This is a genomic window from Paraglaciecola sp. T6c, from assembly GCF_000014225.1.
GTDB lineage: Bacteria > Pseudomonadota > Gammaproteobacteria > Enterobacterales > Alteromonadaceae > Paraglaciecola > Paraglaciecola atlantica_A.
The window spans coordinates 1,565,331-1,577,589 of record NC_008228.1; the positions used below are offsets into that span (position 1 = coordinate 1,565,331).

The following is a 12,259-nucleotide window of genomic DNA, read 5'->3' on the forward strand; positions in this document are numbered from 1 at the left end:
GAACTGATGTTATCACGTGACATGAATATTGCCGATTTTGATCCTGAGTTGAGTCAAGCTATCGCGCAAGAAACCCAGCGCCAAGAAGATCACATTGAACTGATCGCCTCTGAAAACTACTGTAGCCCGCGCGTACTTGAAGCCCAAGGCTCGCAACTAACCAATAAATACGCTGAAGGTTACCCGCACAAGCGTTACTACGGCGGTTGTGAATACGTTGATATCGCAGAAGATTTAGCCATTGAGCGTGCTAACCAATTATTCGGCTCTGACTACGCTAACGTGCAGCCTCACTCTGGCTCACAAGCTAACTCAGCGGTATTTATGGCGTTACTTGACGCTGGTGATACCGTGCTAGGGATGAGCTTGGCACACGGTGGTCACTTAACCCACGGCGCACATGTTAGCTTCTCGGGCAAAACGTATAACGCAGTGCAGTACGGTATCGATGAGCAAACTGGCAAAATCGATTACGACGTAGTTGAAGCGCTCGCGGTTGAGCATAAGCCAAAAATGATCATCGGTGGTTTCTCAGCGTACTCAGGTATTGTTGATTGGCAGCGTTTCCGTGAAATCGCGGACAAAGTAGGTGCTTACTTATTAGTGGATATGGCTCACGTTGCAGGTTTAGTGGCCGCTGGTTTATACCCTAACCCATTACCTCATGCGCATGTGGTGACCACCACTACGCATAAAACCTTAGCTGGGCCACGTGGCGGTTTGATTTTATCAGCTTGTGGCGATGAAGCGATTTACAAAAAACTAAACAGCTCAGTATTCCCTGGTAATCAAGGTGGTCCTTTGTGTCACGTGATTGCAGCGAAAGCCGTTGCGTTTAAAGAAGCATTACAGCCAGATTTTAAAGCATACCAACAGCAAGTATTGCTTAACGCGAAAGCCATGGTCAGCGTGATGCAAGAGCGCGGGTACGACATCGTATCTGGCGGCACCGATAACCACCTGTTCTTGCTTGATTTGATCAGCAAAGATATCACAGGTAAAGATGCTGACGCAGCGCTAGGGCGCGCTAACATCACAGTGAACAAAAACTCAGTCCCTAACGACCCACGCTCTCCGTTTGTGACCAGTGGTTTGCGTATTGGCTCACCTGCCATTACCCGCCGTGGTTTTAAAGAAGAACAAGCGAAGCAAGTGGCTACGTGGATTTGTGACGTTATCGACAACATCGAAGACGAAGCGGTGATCGAACGCGTAAAAGGTGAAGTACTAACCCTTTGCGGTAAGTTCCCGGTATACGCGTAGGTTTTAGTTCGTTTCTAACGAGTAAACAAGCCAAAAACGCACCTTTTTAGGTGCGTTTTTTTGTATAAAAGCTTTGTAATTCCCTAGACAACTGATTGAGTTGCATGTCAATTATTTGACTGAAGTGCATAAATAAGCCCTTAAGACGTGATTTTTAGAGTGAAACCTTCTAAGCCAAGCATTCAATGACCTACGCACTCTATGTATATTCGCTGCGTTTAGCGAATATATCATTGGTTTCAAAGGAATAAACAAACGGCATTTCGCTGGAACTGAATATTCATTTTAATCTTTATTAATTAAACGTTACTAATGGTCTGTATTTTGCTTTTATTAAGAACTAAAGAAGAATGACGATTGACTCACTGGGATAATTTTATGAAATTTAGATCTTCGCATATAGCGATTCTTGCCTCAATGCAGCTTGCCGGATGTAGTTCATTCTTCGTATCAGACAGTAATATTTGTTTTAGCGATATCGGAAAGGCGCTGGATTGTAGCGAATTTACTAATTATTCAAACTTATCTACAAGTAGCTTAGAGAAGGAATTTGATGATGAAACGCAATACCTAAAAGTTGCCTCTAAATCGAATATAAACTCTCAGCTTTTGAGTGAATATATTGAGAAACTAACGATTGACTTAAAACATAGTCTTGGTGAGGAAACTGTTTCTTCCCCTATCGCAGTGACTACGTTTGTAAATCTTGATCCAACGGTAGATAGCAGCATACTAGGAATACACCTTAGTGAGTATTTCACTAATGAACTAAAAAACGTAGGTTTACCTGTAAGTGACTACACGGGCAGTGGTTTTATTAAAGTTAATACAAGTGGTGCATTTGCTATCCCTAAAAGAGTCGAGCAAAAACATGAAATCGGCTACGTATTAACAGGCTCTCTTATTCAAGATCCGCGGGGAACCATGGTTAATGTAAGAGTGATATCACTGCAGACCAATAGCGTTGTTGCTTCAAACAGCAAGTTAATTCCTTCTATGGTCACGTCAGGATTTCATTAGGTGGCCCTGTTAGCTGTTTAATGTTTTGTGCACGTGTACAAAGTTCAGTGCTCTTACTTTTGCAACAGGCCTAATTTCTTCAGCGCTTATTAATCAGAGCTGATGACAATTTTTAGCTTTCTCCCTTTGGTTTAATCATATAACTCAGCACATTTAACTTAGCTAAAATGCTTCTGTGGCAGCTAGTTAGCGGCAATAACTTTGTTTACCCAATGCGCCTGCTTCAGACGGCGAATGTCACAAGTGGCAATGTCACTGATAGGGTAGCTCTGTGTTTCTGAATCTTTCACAAAGTAAAATGATTCATTAGAAGAGAATAGGTGCCCCGGCTTTGGAGAAAGTTTGACACCATCTACCATATCTTGAGTTCGTCCGATTACCTTCAGCAATGCATTGCTATTTTCGATTTCTTTAACGACGCCGAAGCTATTATCTGAAAATGTACACGCGATTGAACCGACTTGTAGTGATCGCATTTTGGCTTGTTGCCACTTTTCTTCTACAGGAATGGACGACCGTGAGCTCGATACGAACTGCAATTCGGGGGTTAATTGACTAACATTCCATTCTTCCGACGGCATTTTGGCGTCGCTGCTATTCCAGTTTTGGTCTGGTCTTGTAAGGCGACGTGTATCCAAGTGAACAGTTGTAGGCTTCGATTCTTTTAACCGCTTTTCTGTATCTGCCGAGCTAGTATCAATCGACTTTACACTAATCTTTACTGGCAGTGCCGCTGCTAATTTAGTTTCACTTGTTGGAGGGATCAATTTATCAAGTTGCCAGTCACTATCAGGCGTTTTTACAGCGGAAATTTGCTGCTCTTGGGGAAGCGCAGCAATCATGTCATCTAAAAATGCAGGGCTCAACCTATCTTGCACGGGGGAAATAAATCCATTTTTAGAAAATGCCAGCAGTTTATCTTCTGTGATGTATGTGTCCAAGTAGTCAAAAAACTCTGATAGTGAGTCAAACGAGAGCTGTTGACTTACCATCCAGTTTATATACTGCTTGAAAATATCAGGCGAGCTCTTTCGGTAATAGGCCAATGTTTCATTCAGCAAGGTTAATCGACCGTAGAACTCAAAAAATCTGCCTTCTTGCTCAAGAAAAAAATGGGTCAGTTGGGTTTCTGGCGTGGCAAAACTCGCGTTGTAAATGCTCAGTCTATGACATTCAGCACCACATGCGAGCTTTTCAGCAAACTCAGGGGATAACAAATCAATCTCGGTATTATTGGTATTTCGGTCTAGATGAACATTAATAATAGAATATGTCGTTTCATCAACTGTTTGTTCGATTTGCACGCCAGCAGTAACCGTTAACCCTAGGTATTTTAATTCGTTTCCAGCATATCGGGCTAACTCTTGCCATTTAATGACTTCTTTTGCATGCTCTTGTCCAATTTTGTCGATATTCGACTGACAGCCAGTTAACGCTGCGCTGAAGAGAACAATCGCGGTAATAGACTTTAAATGTTTCATGGCACTTCTGACCATGTTAACAAGGCCTCCATTTCAATTTCGTGAAACTGGTCAGCTCTAAAAGCGAATGCATTCGATAAGATAACTTGTCCGCCAAACTGAATGTCAATTCTGCCTAGCAAACCACTGTTAGCAACATGTGTTTGGCCTGGCACAATATCGATATCATCTACTTCTGACGTTATTTTCCCAACGGGAGTGAAGGTCAATCCATCACTATTTTCAGCGGGTCTAGAGTTAATTCTAATGTTAAAGTTGGTGTTTTTGGGAGCAATAATTCTGTAGTGAGCTACGGTACCCGATTCTGGGCTAATGCACATTTGAGAGCCTGGTAAATCAGTTACATCACCAGTCAAATCCATCTCACAGTTACCAGTGATGGGGAGAAAATCTGAAAAGTCTAATTCGCTCATGGTAATAACATAAGGTGCTGCCAACACCTGCTTGGAAACAAGACCGAATAATAGAAGTAATATAAAAAGTTGATATCTAGTCGCTATTTTCACTTGTTACTTACTCCAAAGTGGTTCAATAAATTTCGTTGCATCGACAATAAAACCATCAACATCAACTGATTTTAAAGATGCTCTTGCAGAAGCTGAGTCTGGGTACACGCCTGTGATTAAACAATAAAACGACGCGCCATCCATTACCTTGCGTACGATGTAAAGTTCTTCTAGCTGAGTAAAGGTTTGTGCTTTATTGATTGCTCGATCCAGGTTGCCAAATGCTGCAATTTGCACTGCGAAGCCTGCTGATAAATCAATTGCTTGAGTGCTCGTTCGCTGAGAGTTTGGTGTGTTAATCTGAGCGGCTTCAACAACCGGTAAAACACTCGGGGTTTCTTCATTCACCTCTTCCTGCACTTCTATCAAGGAACGACTATCGTCCTGCGCGGGCTCTACAATGACGTCTTGCACAGGTGAGTTAACTTTCTGTTGCACTTGCTCAGGCTGTTGGAATGACTCGGACGCAGCTGTTAACCTTGATCTAAGTGCCTTGCGTTCTTGCTCAGTCCTTTCCATGCGAATAGTTTTAAAAACTGCTCGATCCAGCTCATCTGATGAATACGGTGCTTTCATACCACCTTTGGGCGGCAAGTGAATTAATTTGTCATTATCAGTGTTGATTAACGGTTCATAGTTAGTTTCATCTAATGTCACCTGAAGTAATTTATTTTCCCCTAATGAGCCGTTTTCACTGCGGAATAATTCTATGTTGGGGAGTACTACAAAGCCGCCTTTGAGGGGGCTACTAAATTCGAAGCCACCTATTTCGGCTTGTAGGCCTTTTTCCGACATATATTCCTTGTCCACATACACTTGGTATTTCCCCGGCAGCAAATCGGTAAAGCTTGCGTAACCATCGAAATCACTTTCTAAGGCGTAAGTATCACCAGTTGATATATTGCTGGCAACCAATGGTACGTGCGCCAAGGTAGTGGTTTGATCACCGCTCGTCAGAAGTACAAATAACTCTAATTCAGTGGTCAGGTAAAACGGCAAATTTACACGCTGCAATGAGCCTGGGTGGCTGTATATCAGATAGTCGTTATTTAAGGTGGCTCCGCCAGACTCCCAGTTTGCACTGAGGGCGGTAGTACCATTATTTGCACCAAACAAACGTGCGCGGCCGTCTTCATTGGTTGTCACATTTTCCCAGTCTGCGCCCCCAGTAAAGGTAACACCTGGTAAGTCATAATCGAGTACATCAGGTATACCGTTTAATCGGCGATCTAAATAGGCATGGGCATCTACAGAGCCCGCGCCTCGTAGAGTCTTACTGCTAAACACCATGGCATCATTAAAATAATCGTAACCAAAATTAACTGTGATGCCAGCACGAACTGTCCAGTTATCCTGCGAATCGTATTGGGTTCTTAGCGTGAACTGATGTGTTGGGGCGTTATAGGCCAGGTTGTAACCGAGAGACCATAAATTGTCTTTGAAGAATGAACTATTAGACGCGCTAAAAGAGTGATTATAATTTTCAGTTCGGTAATTATATAAAACACTGGCAGTAATAAATTCTGAGTCGAATACCTTGTCGCCATTGATGTCATAGGGAATATAAGCTACAAAGCGCAGATCATTATTGATACGAGTAGTGATATTTAGTGAGCCAAAAAAGCGATCATTAAAATTATCGCTACGATTATAATTTATTGCGTTAGATATATTTAAGTACTTGTGAAAAAAGGTCAGTAAATAGCGGAAGCTCTCGCTTTTCGAATCACCGTATTCGTCATAACTATAATTAATATTGTTAGTAATAAAGTCGAAGTTGATATTGTAGTTTGCTTCAATAGTACTGAAATCAAGCTGTGAATTATCATCCCCTTTCTGCCAAGCTGAATTGTATCTCAAGGTCAGTGAATCATTATTTAAGAATGACGTGGCTAAAGAAGAGGTTTGATCGATACTATTGGTGTTGATGGCTAAATTATTTTGAAAAAACCAGCCAGGTAGGGTGACTTGGTTAGTAATCAAATATGACTCACTGCCGCCATCTGGGGCGTGAATATCGTTAAAGTCGACGGCCAAGCCTAGTTGCCAGTTATTTAGCAAACCTACACTAATATTTCCGCCTATGGCGTCAATGTCAAATTCTGATAAATCAACATCGAGTAGAGAACTGTCATTCTCTTTGATTGACAAACCGTATGACAGGTCGCCTCGTCCTAAGCTATTGCTTCTTACATCGACTCGTTCAAAAAGTGTGTCTTGTTCCCCAAATGGGCCATATAACACTATTTTAAATTCATTGGAGCCGTAATAAACCTCTAGATTATTAAACTCCATCAAACCGTCTGCAGGCACTACACGTGTTTCTAAGAACACGCCATTATGGTAAATATCGGCATCCCATCCTGGTCTTGCTGTTTTAGCAAAACTGGTGGTCATATTCTCAGTGTAATTGTCGGTGGTATTGGCAGAAAAGTTGATGCCTAAACCTCTAGATGTGCCGCTGGTAGACGCAGATTGTCTAAGCCATAAATCACCTACACTGTACTGATCCCAAATCCCTAATATTTTGTCGCCAGTAAATTGCGGGTAACGTGACAGTAATACCCTTGAATTGGTTTCTTCATCATCGTGCACCAAAGTAATACTCGCCGAGTGGTAGGCTAAATCTGATTCAGTTTGAAAGGTTGCATCATAGCTGTTGTCAGTGTTGTTGGTTTGATATTCAATACTGGCATAACCCGTTGGTACCGTGGCTAACCTATATTGGTCTTTAACGGTTATCACCGCGCCGCTAGGGTTGTTTTTTTCTGGCTCTGTTTCGCCCATAACATAGTTGTTGAGCTTACGCTGCTTTTGCTGGTTTTTAATAGTTTTGTAAGGAAAGTCTGCTTTATGCCCCGCTAAATCCATTTTAAGGCTGTTGGTGTTAAGCGTGATTTTGGTAGCAAACAGTTGCTCTAACACCGAGGCCTTAACAAACAAAAAGCTACCATCATTGAACCATTGCCCATTGCTAGTTTGAACACCCTCAAATTCAAATTCAGAGACGGTGTCGTTATAAGTGACTGACAAGGTATCACCAATTATCGAATATTTAAGCCGCAACCCTTCAAATAGGGGGACGATGGCCAAGTACAAATCCCCTTGATGCACATAAGCATCCACCGATGGGACAACTCTAGCGTTATGATCGGTTACATCAAGCAAATAAAAGTCAGCTTGCTCAAAGTCGATGGTCGCGAGGTTTTCCAGCGGTTGACTTATTGCTGGTCTGATCAACGCACAGGACACAACAACCAGCAACCAAGCGATGCTTTGGAATTTAGAAAGCACGTATAGTCCTTAACTAATCAATTTGCTTTTGAATAACGAGGTCGCCACCGAAATTAGCGTTTTCTGTGAACTTTAAGAGTAAAGGGGAGTCTCGATATTCACCGAGGGGCACATCCAATGGTTTTTTAGGTTGTTGTGAATAAATCGACAAGTCTTTGCGTTTATAAACAACGTCACCTGAAGAGCGGTCAATCACTTCAAGGTTTCCCGTCAGGGAGCGGTTACCCGTTATTGTTAGTTCAAGCTGTAGGTGGTCACCTTGGATGTTGCTGGAGGTAAACTCAGCTTGAAGAGGCAGCCTACCAGTGCGCACGATAACCGGCACATTGTGCACTAAGGCCGCATCAATATTTACTGCTTCATCATTACTTCGCTTTTTCGCGATACACTTAATAGCTAATACCCCTTGGTATTCACCATTTTTAATGCCAGGTTTACGTCTGTATAATAGCTTTACCATTTGATGCTCTCGCATCCCAAGGTCAAAGCGTCTGGGGGCGAGTCTGATTAATGGCTTGGCACTGTTTTCAGTGGTCGTTCCGTTAGCCGCTAATTCGATTAATCCTTTCTCATTAATAAGAACATCTCTCACTTGCACTGTGCAGCGCTGAGCTTCAGCGTCCATGTTAAGCACTCGTATATTGGTTGAGTCGCTTTTTGGATCCAGATAAAGTCTTCGGGCAGTAATAGATATCCCAAAAGCATCAATTACTACAATATTGAGTAAACAGAATAATGTAAAATGGCGAATACAACTTGATATTCTTTTCATTACAATACCTCTTCTATCGGTAATTCAAATTGTTTTTTAGCGCTGTATACACCGGTCTCTTGAAAGACGATTTTCAATTTTTTGCTTAATGTTTCGCCCGCACTTGCTAGCGAGAAACTGAAATCCTTGTATTTCATCTCAGGGTAAATCACTACATTTCGCTGGAGTACTTTGAGCTCTTTCCCCTCTTCACTCACTAGCTTTATATCACCGTAAACTGAGCGATTACCTGTATGGCTAAGTCGAAAATAAATAGTGTCTTGTTGTTGCTCTACGTGGCTGAAATTTAGGTTCGCGTTTAAATCTTGAGGCTTTCCGGTGCGGATGACTAGGGGGACCGAGTGCATAATCGTGGGTTTGAGGTTGACACCTTTTTTAGCTCGCTCGTCTAACTGAACACACTGGATATTAGCGTATGTGCGATGCTCAGCCGGTTCGTCATTTATTTGACGGCGATAGGTAAAGGCGATGTATTGAAAAGATTTTGGTTCTATGGTGAATTTCTTAGGGGAAAAGCGCAAATGTGATATCGCAGGTTGAGATAGAACCGCTTGCTCATTAGCCGTTAATTTTTTGACGCCCGCTTTATCATCGTATGCCATGTAAGAAAAGGAAACATCACATTTTTCTGGAATAGCGTTGCTGTTTTTAACAATGAATTTCTCTTGCCGATGCTCACTGTCTAAATAGATACGGTAGGTGCCCAAAGAAGCGGCATGCACCTCTAAACCAATAAAACAACTTAATACTATCCACTTCTTCATGTTTACCTCAAAAAAAAACCGTTGCCATTTTTTTGTCTTATGGCAACGAGAAGCAAGAAGTAAACCAGTTTTTAATTGACTTTATGCTATTGATATACCACGTTTAAGTTAAAATCAGTAGCATATTGCCCCCCAGCAGTTAAGGGAGCAAAGTTAGTGATAGTGCCACCGATAATTGCTCTGTTTGTACCTGCAGCTCCAAATGCCGTTGTAGCAGCACTTGCGTTTACATCTACATCACCACCGTTAGCAATCGGAGTCCTAGCAGGCGTACCTGGCGCTCCTTCAACTAAGTCTGTCACATAGCCAGCCGGAACGAAGTTAATCTCGGAATCAGTTCCTGAAGAAAGTGAAACTGTAATGTCTGCGTCTGCGAAGGAGGTTATTTTATATATACCAACTTGGCCATCATCCCCATCGCAACCATTCGACAATTCACCAGCGCTATTTGCCAGTAAGGCGCCGGTGCCGAAAATAGCTGCACTTGTTAAATCCGATCCTTCTTGAGCTGGGGTCAATGCAGTGCCAGCATTTGTTGACATTGTGCAAGTCGCGGCTTGAGCCAGTGTCAGTACGTCACCAAATGCTAGCGGCTGAATTTCTTCTATTTCTATCACTGGTAAAGTGGTAAAGCTAAGGGGGACAGTGACATCGGTTGCCGATGCAACGCCCATTATAGGTAATAACAGTAAAGGCGCGGCTTTCTTAAATTTATTTGCGTATTTCATTTTCTGCTTCCTATTCGTACGTCACTTGAACAATAATATTGTCGTTAATAGTAGTGCCTGCGGCAATTTCACTGTCAACAGTAATTGCGCCTGCTAGCACCATGCGAGTTTTACCGACCATTGCAGCATAACCTTTTGCAGCATTCGGAAGTTCATCTGCATTAGTATTTACACCGTCCGATTGGGTGCCTGACACACCGACATTAATAACTGTCTCAGACGAAAATGTTTGGCAGGAGTCCAGTGTATCAGTAGTGCCGCCATCGAAATCAATAACGCAACTATTTGCTGTTGCTGAATAAGTGTAACCAGTACCTGTTACATCGGGGACGCTCACAGCTACGGTTGAGCCAGCAGCTCCTTCTATCTCAATGAGTACTAATGAGCCTTCGCCAGTTGAGTCAACACAAGCCTCTCCTGTCAAATCTCCGTACGTTCCATCCGCATTATCGGTGCCATTTGCGCCAATATCAAATTGCAAATCATCCTCAGGAACGCTTGCAAATCCACTCAATGTACAGGTTTCTCCCACTTTTGAGCCGATAATACCTTCACCGAATGACAGCTCCGTGTATCCAGCGACTAAACCTGCTGTTACATCTGGGATAGCGCCTGCTGTAACGGGAAAAAGATCAGCACTAGCATTAAAAGCATTACCTGCGCTTAATACAAAAGCGCCTGCTAGTACTGTTTTCCTCAATCTTTTATTTGGTTGCATAACAACCCTCCTGATTCTTAAAATTTAGTAATGACTTGGAAAGTAAAAAGACGTTTTTAACTTTCTCGAATAAGTTATCGACACTTTTTTGATTAGTTTTAGTCTTTATTGTAAATAACTTGCGCTGTTGACCTCTATAAAAGGTGTAAACCGATTGGTAGACACTTACGATGTTACCGATTTGTCAGATTTTTAGTATTTTTCTTTATTCATTAATAGGTTGTTTTTTTGTACAGCTGTTTGATTGGCATTGATAAAAATCAATTTTCTCTTGTGACCTACAATTTTACCCATTATTACCTATCAATATTTATTGAGTTGAATTAGTCAGTTAGTACGGCATTGTTGGCGGCATTATATTTTTCTTATGTTAGCTAAAGGTTAAATTTTGCCGCTTTCAGATTAGATTTTATTCGTAATTGGCAAAACAATGCCTTTAGTCATAAATGTAATCTTATTATTGAAATTTGGAGAATTTTTATTCATAACATTAAATTTTTATTGATTTAGGGTTCGGATACTGTCTTTTATTTGGCGTGAGCAATAAAGATATTCGCCCTAGAGCAACTGGGAATACTGAGGATAAGGCCCGATATGCGTATAGAAATAGGCGACTGAGTATTATGTTGTTAGAGGCTTTGAAGAACAAATCTGATTAACGTAAGCGCTCTAATTAGCATACGTTGAGCTGTTGTTTTAAACATGCGAATCATTATGCTCATAACAGCCGCTGGCCAATGATGACGCGACCCCTAAGTCTCTTAACGATCTAAAAAGTAAGTTAGAGGGACTATTCGACACAAAGTATTGTTTTAAATTATTAAATATTGAATCAACTGAATAATCCAATCGATTAAATACAAAGCACATTTTCGGCAGTGTATTAACCTTGATGACGCGCCTTGGCGTTATTCAAATTGATAGCAGTGTTGTCAGCCCTGAACAATGGTCTTTTTAGCCATACCTTTATCCGCTTCGACGTCTTGCATGCTTTTTTCATTCGACATCATAGCGCTGACTACGTTGTTAGGAATGAAGCTCTGCGCCGAGCCGACCACGGCTTTTGAATCAATACCGACCATTCTGGCGTTAATTAAATAGCCATCATTGTATTTGACTAGGGTGCCGCCCAACACGTAACGAATAGGTGAGTCGCCGTTTAATTCTTCGTAGTCCTTACTAAAGATGAAATCCCCGTCGGGCGTCACGCGAACATAATCTGTGGTTTTAAAATCAATCACAGGAATACCTAATTTGTGCACTTCGTGCATGACGCTCTCGGCCATTTGTGTGCCGATTAAATTCGTTTTGCTGTAATCACTGTCTAGTAATACAAAGCTGGTGACGGCCACAGGAGTGGTATTGTTCACGTATTGTAAATTGCCGGCTAAATCTTGCATTAAACCACGTACATAAAAATTAATGTCTTTGTCGTATCCCTTGGGCTTTTTTGCCATTTCTAGCAACTTATGTTGCACGGCTGCTGGCTGATTGCTGATGAGTTTTTGTTGCACGTCTTGATTAAATTCAGCACTAGTTTCGATGGCAGAAAGCGAAAGAGGTTGTGCTTGCACAGCTTGGGCATCTGAAGATGCGTTGGCGTAGTCTCGGCCTGCGTCGTCATCATCTGAAAAGGGCATGATTGAGGACATAGAGGAGCAACCACCCAGAAGACCCGTGCATAAAGTTGCTAATAGTAGAGGTTTCATCTGG

10 protein-coding genes are annotated in these 12,259 nt (G+C 41.9%); 2 read left to right on the plus strand and 8 right to left on the minus strand.

The window, feature by feature from the left end:
- Positions 1 to 6: 6 nt before the first annotated feature.
- Both glyA and PATL_RS06620 read left to right on the plus strand, forming a co-directional pair.
- Complete coding sequence (gene glyA, locus PATL_RS06615; protein ID WP_011574149.1) at positions 7 to 1,263, plus strand: serine hydroxymethyltransferase; 1,257 nt, start codon at positions 7 to 9, stop codon at positions 1,261 to 1,263.
- Between the two features lie 378 nt (positions 1,264 to 1,641).
- Positions 1,642 to 2,283 carry a FlgO family outer membrane protein gene (locus PATL_RS06620; RefSeq protein WP_011574150.1) on the plus strand — a complete coding sequence of 214 codons (642 nt, stop codon included), beginning with the start codon at positions 1,642 to 1,644 and terminating at the stop codon, positions 2,281 to 2,283.
- A 182-nt stretch (positions 2,284 to 2,465) separates the two neighbouring features.
- On the opposite strand, the gene PATL_RS22200 is transcribed toward PATL_RS06620, so the two are convergent.
- The 8 genes from PATL_RS22200 to PATL_RS06660 all read right to left on the minus strand — a co-directional run bounded on the left by PATL_RS22200 (position 2,466) and on the right by PATL_RS06660 (position 12,255).
- Positions 2,466 to 3,764 carry a hypothetical protein gene (locus tag PATL_RS22200; RefSeq protein WP_011574151.1) on the minus strand — a complete coding sequence of 433 codons (1,299 nt, stop codon included), beginning with the start codon at positions 3,762 to 3,764 and terminating at the stop codon, positions 2,466 to 2,468.
- Positions 3,761 to 4,177, minus strand: a complete 417-nt coding sequence (locus PATL_RS06630; RefSeq protein ID WP_232283296.1) for a hypothetical protein — start codon at positions 4,175 to 4,177, stop codon at positions 3,761 to 3,763. The genes PATL_RS22200 and PATL_RS06630 overlap by 4 nt, the downstream gene beginning before the upstream one ends.
- A 96-nt stretch (positions 4,178 to 4,273) precedes the next feature.
- On the minus strand, positions 4,274 to 7,564 hold the full coding sequence (locus PATL_RS06635) for an SPOR domain-containing protein (protein ID WP_011574153.1): 3,291 nt from the start codon (positions 7,562 to 7,564) through the stop codon (positions 4,274 to 4,276).
- A 13-nt stretch (positions 7,565 to 7,577) separates the two neighbouring features.
- Positions 7,578 to 8,336, minus strand: a complete 759-nt coding sequence (locus PATL_RS06640; RefSeq protein ID WP_011574154.1) for a hypothetical protein — start codon at positions 8,334 to 8,336, stop codon at positions 7,578 to 7,580.
- The gene (locus tag PATL_RS06645) at positions 8,336 to 9,100 is read right to left on the minus strand and encodes a hypothetical protein (RefSeq protein WP_011574155.1); all 765 of its coding nucleotides are present in this window, start codon (positions 9,098 to 9,100) and stop codon (positions 8,336 to 8,338) included. The genes PATL_RS06640 and PATL_RS06645 overlap by 1 nt, the downstream gene beginning before the upstream one ends.
- An 86-nt stretch (positions 9,101 to 9,186) precedes the next feature.
- Complete coding sequence (locus PATL_RS06650; RefSeq protein WP_011574156.1) at positions 9,187 to 9,828, minus strand: hypothetical protein; 642 nt, start codon at positions 9,826 to 9,828, stop codon at positions 9,187 to 9,189.
- Between the two features lie 10 nt (positions 9,829 to 9,838).
- Positions 9,839 to 10,546, minus strand: a complete 708-nt coding sequence (locus PATL_RS06655) for a hypothetical protein (protein ID WP_011574157.1) — start codon at positions 10,544 to 10,546, stop codon at positions 9,839 to 9,841.
- Positions 10,547 to 11,478: 932 nt separating this feature from the next.
- Complete coding sequence (locus PATL_RS06660) at positions 11,479 to 12,255, minus strand: FlgO family outer membrane protein (RefSeq protein WP_011574158.1); 777 nt, start codon at positions 12,253 to 12,255, stop codon at positions 11,479 to 11,481.
- Positions 12,256 to 12,259 lie beyond the last annotated feature (4 nt).